The organism is Rhizobium sp. MHM7A (assembly GCF_005862215.1).
Classification (GTDB): domain Bacteria; phylum Pseudomonadota; class Alphaproteobacteria; order Rhizobiales; family Rhizobiaceae; genus Rhizobium; species Rhizobium bangladeshense.
On record NZ_VCHT01000005.1, the window covers coordinates 364,956 to 382,487 of the forward strand.

Here is a 17,532-nt window from a genome sequence, read left to right on the forward strand (position 1 = left end):
ATTCTGTTGGCTCAAACGGAGTCGGATGGTCGACCGGCCGGCGCGCGTCGTAGCCCAGCTCTACGGCCAAGCCGGCCGGTCGATCAGCCGGCCCGTTTCAGCCAACCCGAAGGGCTGGGCATCTTTTCGCCAGGATCAAAGGCGATCGGCTCGCACGTACCTCGGGGTATGCCCGTCGCCAATCGCCTTTGCCCTAACGAAAACCTGCTCCGGCAGAATGCTTCAATCTGACCAGGAAAGGCTCTAAGTGCACCCGCGCCGCTCTCTCAACCGAGCCGTCCTATCAGCCCTTCACGCGCGCCATCTCGGGATCATAGAGCGGCGCCAGCGATACCTTGCAGGGAATGCGTTCTCTTGCGACGTCGAGCTCATAAGTGCCGGAGAGGAGGAAATCCTCCGTCACGCCTTTCGGGTTGCGGACATAGCCGTAGCCGATCGGCTTGCCCAGCGTATAACCGAAGCCGCCGCTCGAGAGCCAGCCGACACGTTCGCCGCTGCGATAGATGGTTTCGCGGCCGAGCAGCACCGTATCGGGATCGTCAGGAATGAAGCAGGCAAGGCGCTTTTTCACGCCATCCCTCAGCTGCCGTTCGATCGCCTCGCGGCCGCGGAAGGGAATGTTCTTGCGCATCTTGACCGCCCAGCCGAGGCCGGCTTCGACAGGCGTATGATCAGGACCGATATCGGAGCCCCAGGCGCGATAGCCCTTTTCCAGGCGGCAGCTCTCGATGGCGCGATAACCGGCATTGACGAGGCCGAACTCGCCGCCTGATGCCATCAGCGCGTCATAGACTGTGGTCGCATATTCCACGGGGACATGCAGCTCGTAACCGAGCTCACCGACATAGGTGATGCGCAATGCCCGCACCGGGCAGCCTGAGATGCCGATGGTTCTGACCTGGCCGAAGGGGAAGGCCGCATTGGAGACATCGCTGCCTGTCACTTTTTCCAGGACGGCACGCGAATTCGGCCCCATCAGCGACAGAACGGAATAGGCTGAGGTGACATCGACCAGCTCGGCATGCATTTCGGCCGGAATGTTGCGTGCTATCCAATCGAAGTCGTGGGTGGCGAAACCCGTACCGGTGACGATGTAAAATTCGTTCTCGGCGACACGGGCGACCGTCACGTCGCATTCAATTCCGCCCTTGTCGTTCAGCATCTGCGTGTAAATCAGCGATCCCACAGGCTTGGCGACATCGTTCGCACAGATCCAGGACAGCGCCGCCTCGGCATCCCTGCCCCTCAGCACAAATTTGGCAAAGGACGTCTGGTCGAAGATGACAGCTGCTTCGCGCACCGCTTTATGCTCGCGGCCGACTGCGTCAAACCAATTCTGACGGCCATAACTATAGACATCCCGCGGCTCCTCGTTGGCGAAGAGATCAGCAAACCAGTTCGGCCGTTCCCAGCCGAGCTTTTCGCCGAAGCAGGCGCCCTGCGCCTTCAGCCGGTCGTAGAGCGGCGATTTGCGGCAAGGGCGGCCGCTCGAATGCTCCTCGAACGGCCAAGCCATCGTGTAGTGCTTGCCATAGGCTTCGAGTGTGCGGGTCCGCACCCAATCCGTGTCGAAATGCGGGCGTCCGAAACGGCGGATATCCACCGGCCAGAGATCATAAGGCGGCTCGCCCTTCGTCACCCACTCGGCAAGCGCCATGCCGGCGCCGCCGGCCGAAGCGATGCCGAAGGCGTTGAAGCCTGCGCCAACGAAGAAGTTCTTCAGCTCCGGCGCCTCGCCGAGAATGAAATTGCCATCAGGCGTGAAACTCTCCGGACCGTTCAGCAACTGCTTGACTCCGACATTCTCCAGCGCTGGGACGCGGCCGAGCGCCTGTTCCATGATTTGCTCGAAATGCTCGAAATTGCTGTCCAGCAGCATGTAGTGGAAGCCTTCCGGAATCCCTTGCTCCGCCCAGGCAATCGGGTTCGGCTCATAGCCGCCCATGACGATGCCGCCGACCTCTTCCTTGTAATAGGTCAGCCGGTCGGGATCGCGCAATGTCGGGAGGTTGGACGGCACGCCAAAGGATTCGGTGATGACGTATTGATGTTCCACAGAGACCAGCGGCACGTTGACGCCGAAGCGGCCGGCAAAGGCACGCGTCCATTGGCCGGCGCAGACGACAACGCGCTCGCATTCGATACGCCCTTGAGCCGTGACGACGGCGCGGATCCTTCCTTTGTCGATCTCGAGATCGATGACCTCCGTATCCTCGAAGATCGAAACGCCTGACATGCGGGCGCCTTTGGCGAGCGCCTGAGTAATGTCGGAAGGGTTGGCCTGACCGTCTGTGGGAAGGAAGGCGGCGCCAACCAGATCATCTATTGTCATCAGCGGCCAGAGATCGAAGGCTTCCTGCGGCGTCAGCAATTGCATTTCGAGGCCGAAGGATTGGGCCGTGGTCGCTTGGCGCTTCACTTCCGTCCAGCGCTCTTCATTGCAGGCAAGGCGCAGGCCGCCATTCATCTTCCAGCCGGTGCCGAGGCCGGTTTCCTCTTCCAGCCGCTTGTAGAGATCGACGGAATAGCCGAGCAGCTGGGTGATGTTGGCGCTGCTGCGCAGCTGGCCGACGAGACCGGCGGCATGGAAGGTGGTGCCCGAGGTCAGCTTCTTGCGTTCCAGGAGGACGGTGTCGGTCCAGCCGAGCTTGCCGAGATGATAGGCTGTCGAGCAGCCGATGATGCCACCGCCGATGACCACGGCCTTTGCCGTCTTCGGTAATTGTCTCGTCATTTATTGATCCTGTTCAAAGACTTGGTAGGCGCGCTCGAAGCGTCTGAGATTCTCGGCCGTATAGGCGGCATAGTCGAAATCGATGCTGGAATGGATTTCCGAAATCATGCTCCAGAGCGTCTCGCGCAGGAGCGAGGCGCATTTCATCGCGGCATATCGCCTGATGAGGTCGTCGGTGGGCGGCCGGCCGAAATAGATCTCCAGCATCATTCGCTCGGCCACTACCGGAAGTTCGTTGTTGGAGGCCAATCCACCGAGATCGAACAGCGGTGTGTTGAAGCCGGCATAATCCCAGTCGATCAGCCAGAGCCGGCTACCGTCGTCGAGAAAATTGGCTGCCAACAGGTCGTTATGGCCGAAGGCGATTTCGAAAGGTCCTGCCGCTTCTTCCAGCGTATCGGCCTTGTCGATGAGTTTTGCAAGCAAGGGAAGATAGGCGCTGCCTGCCTCCTTCAGACTGGCGGCATAATCGCGGATGACATGAAAGACCCAAAAGATCATCGCCGGACCGCGAAAATGCCGGGCGATGTCGTGGTGGCAGGAGCGCACCAGCGCGACCACCCGGGCAAGCATGTCAGGCGCCCTGATATCCGCCGACAAAAGCGCCCTCGCCTCGATATATTCGAGCACCAGCACGCCGGGCGAATGGTGGATGACGGCGGGCGACAGGCCGGCGGCATGTGCGGCCCGGCTGGCGGCAAGCTCGTTCTGACGGCTGATGTGATGGATCGGAATATCGGTGCCGAGCCTCACCACGCAACGTGCGACAGCGTCGCTGACCAGATAATTCCTGTTGGTGATGCCGCCTTTTATCGGCGATATTTCGATCGAGCCCCGCCAGATGCCAAGCGCATGAATCCTATCCTCAGGCGTCATGCCAACCCCTCCTACGGCCCCTTCCGAAATGATGGGACAGAGCAGGATCGGCTGTCAAGCAGCGGCGGCAGCGCCACGCACCGTTCCGGGTCCGCGGAAAAGCTCCCGGAGTGTCAGATCGCTTTGCCGGCGGCGTCGAAAACGTGGCAGCGGGCGGGATCGAAGTAAGTCTTCACATTGGTGCCGTGCTCGACCTTCTGCTGGCCGTCGAGAGCAATCGTCAGGAGCTGTCCATCCGGTGTCGTGGTATAGAGCATGGTGGCGCCGCCGAGATTTTCGACGAGATCGACATTGACCGTCGAGAGCGTGATCGCACCCTGCGCAAGCGAAAGATGCTCGGGGCGGATGCCGAAGGTGACGGCCTCACCGGCCTCGCCTTTCAGCCGGCGCGGCAGGCGAACCGAGTCGCCGCAGACTTGAATGCTGGTTTCGGCGTCGCCGACCTCTTCGATGCGGGCCTTGAGGAAATTCATCTTGGGGCTGCCGATGAAACCGGCGACGAAGCGGTTGGCGGGGTTGTTGTAGAGATCGAGCGGCGCTCCGACCTGCTCGATGCGGCCCGAATTCAGGACGACGATCTTGTCGGCCATCGTCATGGCTTCAACCTGATCATGCGTGACATAGATCATGGTGTTGCCGAGTTGCCTATGCAGGCGGGAGATTTCGACGCGCATCTGCACGCGCAGTTCGGCATCGAGGTTCGACAGCGGTTCGTCGAACAGGAAGATGCGCGGCTCGCGCACGATGGCCCGGCCGATCGCCACACGCTGGCGCTGGCCGCCGGAGAGCGCCTTCGGCTTGCGCTCCAGGAGCTTTTCGATCTGCAGGATTTCGGCAGCGCGTTTCACCTTCGGCTGGATCTCGGCCTTCTTGTAACCCGCGGTCTCGAGGCCGAAAGCGAGGTTCTTGTAGACGGACATGTGCGGATAGAGCGCATAGGACTGGAAGACCATGGCGATGCCTCGCTTGGCGGGGGCCACTTCGTTCATGCGCTCACTGTCGAGCAGGAGCGCGCCGGCCGAGATCTCCTCGAGGCCGGCGATCATGCGCAAAAGGGTCGACTTCCCGCAGCCCGAGGGACCGACGAAAACGACGAATTCGCCGGGATCGATCGTCAGGTCGATGCCATGGATCACATCGAAGGCGCCGTAGCGCTTCTCGACCTTCTGAAGAATGACACTGGTTGCCATCGTCTCAAAACCCTCTCTTGGCGGTTACTTGGCCGGTTACTTGGTTCTTGCGCGCCAGTCGGCGTATTTGGGACTGTCGGGACCGACCGGCAGCGGCACTTCGGCACCGCTATCGGAAGACTGATAGATGGCGGTGACGAGCTCGAGCGCGCGGCGCGCATCGCTCGTGTTCACCGGCAGCTGTCCAGTGCCGCTGAGGAAGGCATGGAACTGGCCCATCTGGGTGGTGAAGCGCGGCGCGACCGGCTGCCAGTCGCCGACCACGCGGTCTATCTTTTCCTGAACGTCGTCATTGGCGGCGATGATTTTCCAGGGATCCTTGCCCGGCGTGTAGGGCTCATGCGTGCTTTCGAAGGTGACATTCTCGAAGTGCAGTCTAAGCCGGCTGATCTGTTCCTGCGAACCGAGCGTGCAGGACAGCGAGACGAAGGCGCCGTTTTCCATCAGCAGGCTGGCGGAGGCGCAGTCCTCGACCTCGATATCGTTGACGCGGGTGGCGACGCGGCCGAAGACCCTTGCAGCCGGCCCCATCAGATGCATCAGCATGTCGTGCAGGTGCAGGGCGTGGGTGACGAGCACGCCACCGAGTTCGGTCGCCCATTTGCCACGCCAGGGCACCGCGTAATACTCGGGCTTGCGCAGCCAGAAGGTTTCGACGGAAGCCGTATAGGGCTTGCCGGCAATGCCGGCATCGATAATCCGTTTGGCCTTCTGGATGCCGTCGCCATAGCGGTACTGGAAGATTGGCATCAGCACGCCCTTTGCCGCCTTTTCCGCCTCCATGATCGTATCGACGCCGGCGAGCGAACCCGTCAGCGGCTTTTCGCAGACGACATGTTTGCCGGCACCGAGAGCGGCGACCACCTGTTCCAGATGAATGCCGGGAGGGGTGCAGATATCGATGATGTCGATCGTGTCGTCGGCCAGCAACTCCTCGAAGGAGGTCGTGCGGCGCTCGATGCCGAACTCGTCGCCGACGGCAGCCAGACGTTCTTCGTTCAGATCGCAGATCGCCGCTACCTTGAACTTGTCGGAATGTGGCAGATATCCTTCGACGATATGCGAACGGCCGATGCCGCAGCCGACGATCGCGACGGTCTTCATGCTCATGTCTCTCTTTTCCATTGCCGCCATCAGCGTTTCATGCCCGTCGTGGCGATGCCCTCGATCAGCAGGCGCTGGAAGAACAGGAAGAAGAAGAACACCGGCACGAGCGTCAAGGTCGACATGGCGAACAAGCCGCCCCAATCCGATGCGCTGGTGGAATCGACGAAGGTACGCAGGCCGAGCTGAATCGTGTAGGTGTTCATGTCGTTCAGGTAGATCAGCGGGCCGAAGAAATCGTCCCATGTCCAGATGAAGGAGAAGATGGCGGCCGTTGCCAGCACCGGCAGCGACAGCGGCAGCATGATCTTCCAATAGATGCGCCAGGCGCTGCAGCCGTCCATCATCGCCGCCTCGTCGAGTTCACGCGGAATACCTCGGAAGAACTGCACCATCAGGAAAATGAAGAAGGCGTCACTCGCCAGGAACTTCGGCACGACGAGCGGCAGGATGGTGTTCACCCAGCCGAGATCGAGGAAGAGCACATATTGCGGGATCAGCGTCACGTGATAGGGGATCATCAGCGTGCCGAGCATGATCGCAAACCAAAAGTTCCGGCCGGCAAACCGCAGCCGCGCGAAGGCGTAGGCCGTCAGCGAGCAGGCGATGACATTGCCTGTCACGACAAGCACCGAGATGACGAGCGAATTCCAGAAGAACCGGCCGAAGCTGACATCTAGCCCGGTCCAGCCGCGCACGTAAGAGGAGAGATCGATCGACGACGGGATGAGCGAAGTCGATGAGAAGATCTCGTTTTCTGGCCTGACCGATGCCGAAACCATCCACAGCAGCGGATAGAGCATGAGAAGCGAGGCGGCGATCAGCAGCGCGTGGATGACGAGCGAGGCCGGCAGGCTGCGTTTGGTAATGTCCGATGGCGGCCGGGCCGCGGTGACGGAAGCGGTCGTCTCAGTCATCGTAGTGCACCCAGTAACGCGAGGTCAGGAAGGAGAAGGCGGTGAAGATCGCGATGATCACCACCAGGATCCAGGCAAGCGCCGAGGCGTAGCCCATGCGGAAATTGCCGAAGGCCTCCTGATAGAGATAGAGCGTGTAGAAGAGCGTCGAATTGATCGGGCCGCCGGTGCCGCCGGATATGATGAAGGCCGGCGTGAAGGCCTTGAAGGCTTCGATCGTCTGCACGACGGCGTTAAAGAAGATCACCGGCGTCAGAAGCGGCAGAGTGATCTTGTAGAACTGCCGGAATTTCGAGGCGCCGTCGAGGCTCGCGGCCTCATACATATCCTGCGGGATCTGGCGCAGACCTGCCAAAAAGATGATCATCGGCGAGCCGAACTGCCAGACCGACAGCGCCACCAGCGTGTAGATCGAATAGTTCGGGTGCGAGATCCAGCTTGGACCTTCGATTCCGAACTGCGAGAGCGCGGCGTTGACGAGACCATCGCTGGCGAAAAGCTGACGCCATAGCACGGCGATCGCGACGCTGCCGCCGAGGAGCGACGGCAGATAGAAGATGGCGCGATAGACGGTCAAGCCGCGCAGGCCGCGGTTGAGGGCCATGGCGACCAGCAGGGCGAAGGTCAGCTTGAACGGTACGGAGAAGACGACGTAAGTCAGGGTGACGTCCATGGCGGCCGAGAATTTCGGATCCGCCGTGGCGATGCGCACGTAATTCGCCATTCCCACCCACCGCGGCGACTGGAGCATGTCGTAGTCGGTGAAGGAGAGGTAGAGCGAAATCAGGGCCGGCCCGAGCGTCAGCCCGAAAAAGCCGACGAGCCAGGGAAGGAGGAAGAGATAGCCGGGAGCATTGGCATTCCAGAGACGCCTGAAGCGTCCTTCGGCCACGGCCCCCTGATATCTTTCCACTGATATGGCCCCTGCGGGCGTGCGCATCGCATTGCTCATACGGGATCAGCCTCGTGCGAGAATCTGCGTGATTTCGGTGACAAGCTGCTTGCCGCCGTCGGAAGGAGCCAGTTGTCCGAAGCCGACCTGTTCGGCGATATTGCGCAGCATCAGATCGGCTTCACCGGCACCGGCCGGCGGCGGCGGGGGCAGTTTACCGGCGAGGTCGCCAAGGCCGCTGACATAGGCCAGCGCGACCTTGCCGTTCTCATCGAGCTTCGTCGCGACGACCTCGCGCATGGCGGCCGATTCCGGAATGCCGCGCTCGACATCGAGAAGCAGCGCTGCTTCGGGGTTCTTGACGAAGAAATTGACGTAATCCACCGCCTTGTCCACCGCCTTCGACTGGGCCGAAACCGAGAAGAACATCGAAGGCTTGCGATAGTGGCCGCCCTTCGAATCCGGCTTGATGCGCATGTAGTTGGTGAGCGCCAACTTGTCCTTGTTCATGGCCTGATAGGCGACGAACTGGTTGGAATGGGCAAAACCGGCCGCCGACTTGCCGAGCGATACGGTGTTGGTTTCGATATCGTTCTTGTCGAGAGCCTGGATATCAGCGGGAACGCAGGCGCCAGCCTCGCGGAACTTGGCCCACATGTCGTACCATTCCGAGGCGTCCTCCACACCGAAACCGATCTTGCCGTCGGCGGTATAGAGCGCCTTGCCGCGCTGGCGCAGCCAGTTTTCGAACAAGGGTTCCGAGCCGCTGCCGTCGGCGATACCGAACATGCCCTTGCGCTTGCCTGCTTTGGTGATCTCCGCACCAATGCGGGCGAATTCTTCCCAGGTGGTTGCCTGCGTCGGCAGATCGACGCCGGCCTCCTTGAAGGCCGTGGTGTTCAACACCGTTGCAGCCGAATTCGCGCCCAGGCTGACGCCGTAGAGATGGCCGTCGACGCTGCCGCCTTCGATCTGAGCCTTGTCGAAATCGTCGAGATTGAGCTTGGCCGGCATGTAGGATTCGAGCGGTGCGAGCGCGCCGCGCCGGGCGTATTGAACGATGTAGCGATAGTCCATCTGAATGACATCGGGCGCGTTGCGGCCGGCGACCTGGGTCGCAAGACGCGGCCAGTAATCGCCCCAGCCCAGGAATTCCCCGGTGATCGAGGTGCCCGGGTTCTTCGTCTGGTAGAGCTGCGACACCTTGTTGGTACGGTCGGCGCGCGGCTGCGAGCCCCACCACAGGAGACGCAGGCGCGTTTCCTGTGCCAAGGCACTGGTTCCGAGCGCCGACAGCGACAGAAGCGCCGCCCCTCCCGCAACGAAATTACGTCTGCTTACACGTAGAGTCATGTTTTCCTCCTCCAAAGGGAAGCGCCTCCACACGCTTCCAAACTAGTTTTGCTTGCGCAAATAACTAATTGGTTACAAGCTAAGAGCAAAGCGGCAAGCCTGTCAAGCGGTGTCGGTCAGAGCATGAGGTCGAAAGTGTCAGCGGTTTTTGGCGGCATATGCTCCCGGCATTCTGTTGCAGCGAGCCGCCCTTCCAAATTCGGTTTTTACAATTTCGCACCGAAGGCTTATGAGCGCAACACGTGAAGACAGGGGTGGAGCGATGAACGACAGCGGGGGAAACAGGGACAGGAAACAGGCGCGGCGACCGTCTGCGGAACGGACGACCCAACGCGATCCGGAGCGGACACGCGCCGCTATCCTTGAGGCGGCAACCCGGGAATTCGCCGAAAACGGCATGGGCGGCGCCCGTGTCGACGCCATCGCCGAGCGCGCCGGCACCAACAAACGCATGCTCTACCATTATTTCGGCGACAAGGAGCAGCTCTACCTCAAGGTGCTCGAAGAGGCCTATGTCGGCATCCGCACGGCCGAGCGCGCGCTGCATATCGGCGACCGCAGCCCCGAGGAAGGCATCGGCGAACTCGCACTCTTCACCTGGCGTTATTTCCTCCAGCATCCGGAATTCCTGAGCCTGCTCGGCACCGAAAACCTGCACCGCGCCCGATGGCTGCGCCAGTCCGTCCGGCTCAAGGAGCTGCATTCGCATCTGATCGGCGAGCTTTCCCAAGTCTTGGATCGGGGAAAGAAACAAGGCGTCTTCATCGAGACCGCCGATCCGCTGCACGTCTATCTGACGATCGCCTCGCTCGGCTATTTCTACCTCTCCAACCAGTACACGCTTTCGACAATCTTCGGCCGCGACCTGATCGAGCCGGCCAATCTCAGTGCCTGGGAGAGGCATATCGTCCACGTCACCCTCGCCTCGATCAGGCGCTGAATTCCGAAAGCAGGATTTGCTATTGACAGGCTCGCTGCTCTTCTGCCATCAAGTAACCGTTTAGTTACCGGCTTGGGAGGGCCGGGCAAGGACGCCCGCTCCCGCCGCAATAAATTGCAGGGAGGAAAAATGGCACGCTTGGGGATCATCTTGCATGGCGTCACCGGCCGCATGGGTTACAATCAGCACCTGGTGCGCTCAATCCTGGCCTTCCGCGACCAGGGCGGCATCACGCTGAAGTCGGGCGAGAAACTGGAGATCGACCCGATCATCGTCGGCCGTAACGGTGCGAAGATGGAAGAGCTGGCGAAGAAGCACAATATCAAGCGCTGGTCGACCGATCTCGACGCCGCTCTCGCCAACCCCGACGATACGATCTTCTTCGATGCCGGCACGACGCTGATGCGCGCCGAGCTTCTGTCCAGGGCGCTCGACGCCGGCAAGCACGTCTATTGCGAAAAACCGATTTCCGACGATCTGCAGGTGGCGATCGATCTCGCCCGCAAGGCACGGCGCTCCGGGCTGAAGCACGGCGTCGTGCAGGACAAGCTTTTCCTGCCCGGCCTACGCAAGCTGGCATTGCTCAAGGATTCCGGCTTCTTCGGCAAGATCCTCTCGGTGCGCGGCGAATTCGGCTACTGGGTGTTCGAAGGCGATTGGGGCGTACCCGCCCAGCGTCCGTCCTGGAACTACCGCAAGGCCGACGGCGGCGGCATCATCCTCGATATGCTGTGCCATTGGCGCTATGTGCTCGACAATCTGTTCGGCGAGGTCAGGGCCGTGTCCTGCCTCGGCGCCACCCATATCGGCCGACGCGTCGACGAGCAGGGCAAGCCCTATAATTGCGATACCGATGATGCGGCCTATGCAACCTTCGAACTCGAAGGCGGGGCGATCGCCCAGATCAACTCCTCCTGGGCCGTCCGCGTGCGCCGCGACGACCTCGTCACCTTCCAGGTCGACGGCACGCATGGCTCGGCCGTCGCCGGCCTGACGAAATGCTGGAGCCAGCACCGCGTCAACACGCCGAAGCCGGTCTGGAACCCGGACCAGCCGCAGACGATCGACTTCTACAAGACCTGGGACGAGGTTCCGGACACCCAGGCCTTCGACAATGGCTTCAAGGCGCAGTGGGAAATGTTCATCCGCCATGTCGTCGAAGATGCGCCCTGGCCCTACGGCCTGGAAGCCGGCGCCAAGGGCGTGCAGCTTGCCGAACTCGGGCTCAAATCCTGGGCCGAGCGCCGCTGGCTCGACGTTCCCGCATTGGAGTTCTGAGCCGTGACGACGATCAATCTCCCCCTGGACGGCAAGATCGCTCCCTACACGCTGAGCGGTATGCCGATCGAGCTGAAAAAGCGCGATGCCAAGACCTTTCCGCGCATCGCCTTCGCCGCCGCCCATGTCGTTGCCGATCCGTTCGCCGACAACGACCCCTGGCTGACGCCGGCGATCGACTGGGAGCGGACGCTCGCCTTCCGCCACCGGCTCTGGGATCTCGGTCTCGGCGTCGCCGAAGCGATGGATACGGCGCAGCGGGGCATGGGTCTCGGCTGGCCGGAGGCGCGCGACCTCATCCGCCGGGCGCTTGCCGAGGCGGCGGGCCGCGAAGATGCATTGATCGCCTGTGGCGCCGGCACCGATCATCTATCACCCGGTCCCGACGTGACCATCGACACGATCATCAGGGCCTATGAAGAGCAGATCGAAACGGTCGAGGCGGCCGGCGGCCGCATCATCCTGATGGCAAGCCGGGCGCTTGCCGTCGTTGCTAAGAGCCCGGACGATTATGTCAGGGTCTATGACCGTATCCTTCGCCAGGTCAAGGAGCCGGTCATCATCCATTGGCTCGGTGAAATGTTCGATCCGGCGCTCCAGGGTTATTGGGGCAATGACGATCATCTGAAAGCAATGGAAACCTGCCTGCAGGTGATCGAAGCCAATGCTGCCAAGGTCGACGGCATCAAGATCTCCCTGCTGTCGAAGGAGAAGGAAGTGGCGATGCGCCGTCGGCTGCCGAAAGGCGTGCGCATGTATACCGGTGACGATTTCAACTATGCCGAACTGATCGCCGGCGACGAAGAGGGCCATTCTGACGCATTGCTCGGCATTTTCGATGCAATCGCGCCGGCAGCTTCCGCCGCGCTCGAAGCACTCGGCCGCAAGAGCAACCTTGAATTTTTCGACCTGCTCGAGCCGACCGTGCCGTTATCGCGCCACATCTTCAAGGCGCCGACCCGCTTCTACAAGACCGGTGTCGTCTTCCTCGCCTATCTCAACGGCCTGCAGGACCATTTCGTCATGGTCGGTGGGCAGCAGAGCACGCGCTCGCTGGCGCATCTGGCCGAACTCTTCCGACTGACCGACAAGGCGCGGGTTCTTGCCGATCCGGAACTTGCCGCTAGCCGCATGCGCCAGGTGCTCGCCGTCCACGGCGTCAACTGAAGCCAGGACCGGACGGGAGAGACTGACATGCAAGTCGAAGGACTTTCGATCAATCTGGCGACAATCCGCGAACAGTGCGGTTTTGCCGAAGCGGTGGATATCTGCCTGAAACACGGTATCACATCGATTGCGCCCTGGCGCGATCAGGTCGCCAAAGCCGGCCTCGACGAGGCGGTGCGGATCGTCAACTCGAACGGCATCAAGCTGACCGGCCTTTGCCGCGGCGGTTTCTTTCCGGCGGCAAACGGTGCCGACTGGCAGAAGAACCTCGACGACAACAGACGCGCCATCGACGAGGCGGCAGCCTTTGCCGCCGATTGCCTCGTACTCGTCGTCGGCGGTCTGCCCGGCGCTTCGAAGGATCTCGTCGCCGCCCGGCAGATGGTGTTGGACGGGATTGCCGCCGTGCTGCCGCATGCGCAGGCCGCAGGCGTGAAACTCGCGATAGAGCCGCTGCATCCGATGTATGCCGCCGACCGCGCCTGCGTGAACACGCTCGGCCAGGCCCTCGACATGTGCGATGAACTCGGCACCGATGTCGGTGTTGCGATCGACGTCTACCACGTCTGGTGGGATCCCGATCTCGCCAACCAGATTGCTCGCGCCGGGCGGATGAAACGCATCTTCGCCCATCACATCTGCGACTGGCTGGCCCCGACCAAGGACATGCTGCTCGACCGCGGCATGATGGGCGATGGCGTTATCGATCTCATAGGCATAAGACGGATGATCGAGGCCGCCGGTTTCTTCGGCGCGCAGGAAGTCGAGATCTTCTCGTCTGAAAATTGGTGGAAGCGTCCGGCCGACGAGGTGATTGCCACCTGCGTCGAGCGCTTCCGGAACTGCTGCCAGATCTGATTTCAATATCCAATCGTTTCATCCCGTATGAAGGAGGAATCATCCGATGGAGAAACGCCGTTTCGCCCTGATCGGCACCGGAAACCGCGGCACCACGATGTGGGGCAAGGATCTGCTAGCCGGCTGGCGCGAACATGTCGACCTCACAGCCATCGTCGAAAAGAATTCGCTGCGCGGCGAGCGCGCCCGCACCATGATCGGCAGCAATGCGCCGCTCTATGCAAACATCGATTCCATGCTGGCCGAGCAGAAGCCGGATCTCGCAATCGTCTGCACGCCCGACCATACGCATGACGATATCATCGTACGGGCGCTGGAATCCGGTATCGACGTCATTACCGAAAAGCCGATGACCACCTCGATCGAGAAAATTCGTCGGATTCTCGACGCCGAACAGCGCACCGGCCGCCGGGTCGACGTCTCCTTCAACTATCGCTACGCGCCGACGGCGGCGAAGATCAAGGAATTGCTGAATGCCGGGGAGATCGGCCGGGCGACCTCGGTCGACTTCCACTGGTATCTCAACACAAAACACGGCGCCGACTATTTCCGTCGCTGGCATGCCTATACGGAAAATTCCGGCAGCCTGTTCGTCCACAAGGCCACCCACCATTTCGACCTTCTCAACTGGTATCTCGACAGCGATCCGGAGGCCGTCACCTCTTTCGCCGATCTGCAGAACTACGGCCGCAAAGGTCCTTTCCGCGGACCCCGCTGCAAGCTCTGTCCGCATGCGCAGGAGTGCGACTACTATCTCGATCTCGAAGCCGATCCCTTCCTCGATCAGCTCTACGAAGATCCGTCCAAGATAGACGGTTATTTCCGTGACGGCTGCGTCTTCCGCGAGGATATCGACATCCCCGATACGATGGTCGTGTCCATCCGCTACCGCAACAATGTCCACGTCTCCTATTCGCTGAACACCTTCCAGCCGATCGAAGGCCATCATCTGGCGTTCAACGGCACCAAGGGGCGCATCGAGATCCGGCAGTATGAAGCCCAGCCATGGGAAGAGCCGAAGCAGGATACGATCCTGCTCATCCGCAATTTCCCGAACGGCAGGGAAGCTGTCGAACGCATCGTCGTGCCGCATTTCACCGGCGGCCACTACGGCGGCGACGACCGGATGCGCAACATGATCTTCAAGCCTGATATGGAAGACAGGCTTGGCCAGCGCGCCGGCACCCGGGCGGGCGCCATGTCGGTGCTCTGTGGCATTGCCGCGCTGACGAGCTCGCGCACCGGCAACGTGGTCGATATCGCAGATCTCATGCCCGAGCTTGCCAATGACGGTTCGCCCAATTCGCTGAGGTCGCCGCGCTGACACGTGTCCCTGAACGGGGATGCGTCAGGCGATCTTTTCGAGATCCTGCCGGTCGATCTGGTAGAGCAGCGGCCGGCCGGTCACAAAACGCTCGACCTCATCGGCCGCCATCGCGCCGAGACGGGCCCGTTCAAGGCCGATGGCGCCGGCAATATGCGGCGTCAGGAAAACATTCGGAAGATCGTAGAAGACCGAAGCCGCCTCCGGGATTTCCGGATCTGTCACATCGATGACCGCATCGATGCGGCCGGTCTTCAGCTCTGAAAGCAGGGCCGCCTCATCTATAAGGATGCCGCGCGCCGTATTGATGAGCGTTGCTCCATCCTTCATCAGCGACAGTCTTCGCGCATCGATCATATGATGCGTCGAGGGCAGCGACGGAGCGTGCAGGGAAAGGATATCCGCCCGCCGCATCAACTCGTCGAGATCGACCTTTTCTGCTCCCAAACCGGCTGCCTCGGCGGCGTCGAGCATGGGATCGAACAGCAGCAGCCTATAGTCGAAGGGCTTCAAGAGTTCGATCACCCGCCGGCCGATGCGCGAGGCGCCGATGATGCCGAGGGTGCGGCCGTAGTTGCCGATCGCTTCGCGCTGCAGCGGATAGGTCCGATCGCGGTTGCGGTCGGCAACGTAGAGGTCGCGGAAACGGAAGGCGCGTTTGCCGGCGAAAAGGATTGCTGCAAGCGTGAATTCGGCGACAGGCACGGCATTGGCCTCCGCCGCATGGCTGACTGCGATGTTACCGGCTTCAAATATGCCTTCGTCAATAATGCCCTTCACCGTGCCAGCCGCGTGCACAATGAGGCGGAGCCGCGGCGCGGCAGCGGGAATTTCAGTCCCGACATAGGGCGCACCCCAGCCGGTGATCAGAATTTCGGCTTCAGAGAGCAGATGCCTCGCCCTCCCGTCATCGAAGCGCTGCAGCGGCTCGCGATCCAGCAGGCGGCCGATCGTGTCGAGCCGGCGCAGGATCTCATCGGGCAGGACGTGTTCCGTGCGCGACGGTTCCATGGCAAGGACGATTGCCGGGCGACTCATGGCATCTGACCCGGCGCTTCGATGGCGCTCACGGTCACCCCCTTTTCACGTACCAGAGCCTCCAGCGCCGCAATATCAGGCGCTTTCGGCGGCCGTGTCCAAGCGGAGGAAACGGCGGCGGGATCGTCGAGCGCCAGCACCGCCGTTCCCAGGATCGTCTCACCGGCCGGGATCTCGCCACGCAGCTGCGGCACGATGGTCTTGGCGACGATCACATTGGTGTTGGGCTGAGCCTTTTGCGCAAGTCCGATACGTTTGACCGAAGAGCCGAGATCGAGAATGCCGGTGAAATCGGCTTGGCCGATCGCATAGGCTGCCCCCTCCGAAGCCGACGGCCTGTCCTGCTCGAAGTCGCGGCGACCGATGGCAAAGCCGCCTTCGGCAATCCGCAGCGGCCGGCCTGACCTGATCCGGTGGAGGCGGATATGCCAGGGGGCGGTTGGTACGAGCCAGGTTTCGACGTCGACATCGGGGAAGGGCGACCATTTCGAATGAAGTACATCACCCGCAAGCCGGGCTTCCTCATTCGTTTCGCGCACGCGGTAGTGCCGGCCGTCATCGCTGAAAGCCAGCATGGAATCGAAGGCGGCAAGCGCAAAACCGCGCTCATCGGACTCGACGCTGAAGCCGTAACGCGTTGAATAAGCAAATTTCGAGTATTTCTCGGTACCGAAACGCATCTGCAGGTTTTCCTGGCCGGAGGATAGCGCCACGACGTCACCGCCTGTCCGCATGAGAACCATGCCGGGATGACATTGGGACACGACCTCGGACACCGGTTCCGGCGCCTTTTCGCTGGCGGTCCAGAAGGGATGGTCCTGCCCGATCGCCAGCGGCAGGAAGGCCTTCAAGGCCCAATAGGGCGAGCCGGCGGAATTATAGCTCTCCGACATCAGCAGGTTCGGATAGCCGAAACCGATCGATAAAACGCCATCGCGATCAGCAATCGGTTTGTCCCTCCACCAGCGCAGATGCTGCAGGCAGAGATGCTTGACCTCGCCCCATGGCAGGGCTTCGACATCGGCAAAGGCAAGTGCCGACCAGAAGCCGGCGCAGGCAAAACGATAGGTCAGGCTGCGTCCGAAGGGAATGGTCGCCCCGTCGGCGGCAAACCAATGACGGAAGTCCCGGGCGAAAAGTGTGGCGCGCTCGCGGTAGCGCTCTGCGTAATCGTCATCGACGAGTTTCGAATATATCAAGCCATAAAAATGCATGGCGAAAGGAATGTAGTGGTCGATGCGGCGCACGTTTCCGTCGCGATACCAGCCATCGCCGATATAGAAGCCTTCGAGTTCCTGCAGATATTGCCGCGTCAGGCTGCGGTCGAAATCGGCGCCGAGGCGATCGAGCGCGATATCGACGAATATCCGAAAAAATTTCCAGTTGTTGTCGGCGTAATCGAACTGCCTGGCATGTTTGAGATAGGCGACGACATTGCCGCGGGCGCGCGCATCGAGCGGCTCCCAGATCTTTTCCGGCACCAGCGCCAGGGCAAAACCGAGGGCGGCAAGTTCGACCATGCGCTGGTCGCGGCCATTGACCGTTCCCCAATATTCGGGATGGGCGGGATCGGTGCCGTTTGCGAGACCTTCGGCAAAACGATGCCAGTGAGAAAAGTCGCCGCCGCCGGCGCCAAGCGGCGCCAATCCCCAGAGCGGCCGGGCAAAGCCCTCGAGATCGGCGGCTGCTCGGTCGAAATGGGCGGCGGCGCCACTAAGCCTCACGCGGGCATTGCCCTGCGAAAAACAAGGAAGCAGCGGATCGAAGAGAGCAAGCAGAGCGCGGCTCATATCGGCGCGGGTTTCAAGCGGATTGCCGGCGAGCGGATTGGCGCTGGCGGGATCGTAGGTCATCGGCACCT

Annotated in this window: 14 protein-coding genes; 5 read left to right on the forward strand and 9 right to left on the reverse strand. The window is 61.4% G+C overall.

What is annotated here, in order from left to right; genetic code table 11:
* Positions 1 to 283: 283 nt before the first annotated feature.
* The 7 genes from FFR93_RS20030 to FFR93_RS20060 form a co-directional block, all read right to left on the reverse strand.
* Positions 284 to 2,734, reverse strand: coding sequence for an FAD-dependent oxidoreductase (locus FFR93_RS20030; RefSeq protein ID WP_138394481.1), 2,451 nt, complete (start codon positions 2,732 to 2,734; stop codon positions 284 to 286).
* Positions 2,735 to 3,610: a phosphotransferase gene (locus tag FFR93_RS20035; protein ID WP_138394482.1), complete on the reverse strand. Its 876-nt coding sequence runs from the start codon at positions 3,608 to 3,610 to the stop codon at positions 2,735 to 2,737.
* 113 nt (positions 3,611 to 3,723) lie between these two features.
* Positions 3,724 to 4,800, reverse strand: a complete 1,077-nt coding sequence (gene ugpC, locus FFR93_RS20040) for a sn-glycerol-3-phosphate ABC transporter ATP-binding protein UgpC (RefSeq protein WP_138394483.1) — start codon at positions 4,798 to 4,800, stop codon at positions 3,724 to 3,726.
* 36 nt (positions 4,801 to 4,836) lie between these two features.
* Positions 4,837 to 5,910, reverse strand: coding sequence for a Gfo/Idh/MocA family oxidoreductase (locus FFR93_RS20045; RefSeq protein WP_138394484.1), 1,074 nt, complete (start codon positions 5,908 to 5,910; stop codon positions 4,837 to 4,839).
* A 23-nt stretch (positions 5,911 to 5,933) separates the two neighbouring features.
* Complete coding sequence (locus tag FFR93_RS20050) at positions 5,934 to 6,821, reverse strand: carbohydrate ABC transporter permease (RefSeq protein WP_064707515.1); 888 nt, start codon at positions 6,819 to 6,821, stop codon at positions 5,934 to 5,936.
* Positions 6,814 to 7,773 carry a sugar ABC transporter permease gene (locus FFR93_RS20055; RefSeq protein WP_171049220.1) on the reverse strand — a complete coding sequence of 320 codons (960 nt, stop codon included), beginning with the start codon at positions 7,771 to 7,773 and terminating at the stop codon, positions 6,814 to 6,816. Before FFR93_RS20055 ends, FFR93_RS20050 begins: the two co-directional genes overlap by 8 nt.
* Before the next feature lie 6 nt (positions 7,774 to 7,779).
* The gene (locus tag FFR93_RS20060; RefSeq protein ID WP_138394486.1) at positions 7,780 to 9,066 is read right to left on the reverse strand and encodes an ABC transporter substrate-binding protein; all 1,287 of its coding nucleotides are present in this window, start codon (positions 9,064 to 9,066) and stop codon (positions 7,780 to 7,782) included.
* A 262-nt stretch (positions 9,067 to 9,328) separates the two neighbouring features.
* On the opposite strand from FFR93_RS20060, the gene FFR93_RS20065 reads away from it, so the two are divergent.
* From FFR93_RS20065 to FFR93_RS20085, 5 genes are all read left to right on the forward strand, one after another.
* On the forward strand, positions 9,329 to 10,006 hold the full coding sequence (locus FFR93_RS20065) for a TetR/AcrR family transcriptional regulator (RefSeq protein WP_064707512.1): 678 nt from the start codon (positions 9,329 to 9,331) through the stop codon (positions 10,004 to 10,006).
* A 129-nt stretch (positions 10,007 to 10,135) separates the two neighbouring features.
* Positions 10,136 to 11,284 carry a Gfo/Idh/MocA family oxidoreductase gene (locus tag FFR93_RS20070; RefSeq protein ID WP_064711884.1) on the forward strand — a complete coding sequence of 383 codons (1,149 nt, stop codon included), beginning with the start codon at positions 10,136 to 10,138 and terminating at the stop codon, positions 11,282 to 11,284.
* A 3-nt stretch (positions 11,285 to 11,287) separates the two neighbouring features.
* Positions 11,288 to 12,451 (forward strand): dihydrodipicolinate synthase family protein, encoded by a 1,164-nt coding sequence (locus FFR93_RS20075; RefSeq protein WP_138394487.1) that lies wholly within the window; start codon positions 11,288 to 11,290, stop codon positions 12,449 to 12,451.
* Positions 12,452 to 12,478: 27 nt separating this feature from the next.
* On the forward strand, positions 12,479 to 13,309 hold the full coding sequence (locus FFR93_RS20080) for a sugar phosphate isomerase/epimerase family protein (RefSeq protein ID WP_138394488.1): 831 nt from the start codon (positions 12,479 to 12,481) through the stop codon (positions 13,307 to 13,309).
* Between the two features lie 46 nt (positions 13,310 to 13,355).
* On the forward strand, positions 13,356 to 14,633 hold the full coding sequence (locus FFR93_RS20085) for a Gfo/Idh/MocA family oxidoreductase (protein WP_138394489.1): 1,278 nt from the start codon (positions 13,356 to 13,358) through the stop codon (positions 14,631 to 14,633).
* 24 nt (positions 14,634 to 14,657) lie between these two features.
* Here the strand turns inward: FFR93_RS20085 and FFR93_RS20090 are convergent, their stop codons facing one another.
* Positions 14,658 to 15,671: a hydroxyacid dehydrogenase gene (locus tag FFR93_RS20090; RefSeq protein ID WP_138394490.1), complete on the reverse strand. Its 1,014-nt coding sequence runs from the start codon at positions 15,669 to 15,671 to the stop codon at positions 14,658 to 14,660.
* Complete coding sequence (locus FFR93_RS20095) at positions 15,668 to 17,524, reverse strand: DUF2264 domain-containing protein (protein WP_138394491.1); 1,857 nt, start codon at positions 17,522 to 17,524, stop codon at positions 15,668 to 15,670. Before FFR93_RS20095 ends, FFR93_RS20090 begins: the two co-directional genes overlap by 4 nt.
* Between the last annotated feature and the right edge of the window lie 8 nt (positions 17,525 to 17,532).

Coding starts and splice junctions, on each gene's coding strand:
- FFR93_RS20030 (WP_138394481.1), bottom strand. CDS start 2,734: ATGACGAGACAATTACCGAAGACGGCAAAGGCCGTGGTCATCGGCGGT.
- FFR93_RS20035 (WP_138394482.1), bottom strand. CDS start 3,610: ATGACGCCTGAGGATAGGATTCATGCGCTTGGCATCTGGCGGGGCTCG.
- ugpC (WP_138394483.1), bottom strand. CDS start 4,800: ATGGCAACCAGTGTCATTCTTCAGAAGGTCGAGAAGCGCTACGGCGCC.
- FFR93_RS20045 (WP_138394484.1), bottom strand. CDS start 5,910: ATGAGCATGAAGACCGTCGCGATCGTCGGCTGCGGCATCGGCCGTTCG.
- FFR93_RS20050 (WP_064707515.1), bottom strand. CDS start 6,821: ATGACTGAGACGACCGCTTCCGTCACCGCGGCCCGGCCGCCATCGGAC.
- FFR93_RS20055 (WP_171049220.1), bottom strand. CDS start 7,773: ATGAGCAATGCGATGCGCACGCCCGCAGGGGCCATATCAGTGGAAAGA.
- FFR93_RS20060 (WP_138394486.1), bottom strand. CDS start 9,066: ATGACTCTACGTGTAAGCAGACGTAATTTCGTTGCGGGAGGGGCGGCG.
- FFR93_RS20065 (WP_064707512.1), top strand. CDS start 9,329: ATGAACGACAGCGGGGGAAACAGGGACAGGAAACAGGCGCGGCGACCG.
- FFR93_RS20070 (WP_064711884.1), top strand. CDS start 10,136: ATGGCACGCTTGGGGATCATCTTGCATGGCGTCACCGGCCGCATGGGT.
- FFR93_RS20080 (WP_138394488.1), top strand. CDS start 12,479: ATGCAAGTCGAAGGACTTTCGATCAATCTGGCGACAATCCGCGAACAG.
- FFR93_RS20085 (WP_138394489.1), top strand. CDS start 13,356: ATGGAGAAACGCCGTTTCGCCCTGATCGGCACCGGAAACCGCGGCACC.
- FFR93_RS20090 (WP_138394490.1), bottom strand. CDS start 15,671: ATGAGTCGCCCGGCAATCGTCCTTGCCATGGAACCGTCGCGCACGGAA.
- FFR93_RS20095 (WP_138394491.1), bottom strand. CDS start 17,524: ATGACCTACGATCCCGCCAGCGCCAATCCGCTCGCCGGCAATCCGCTT.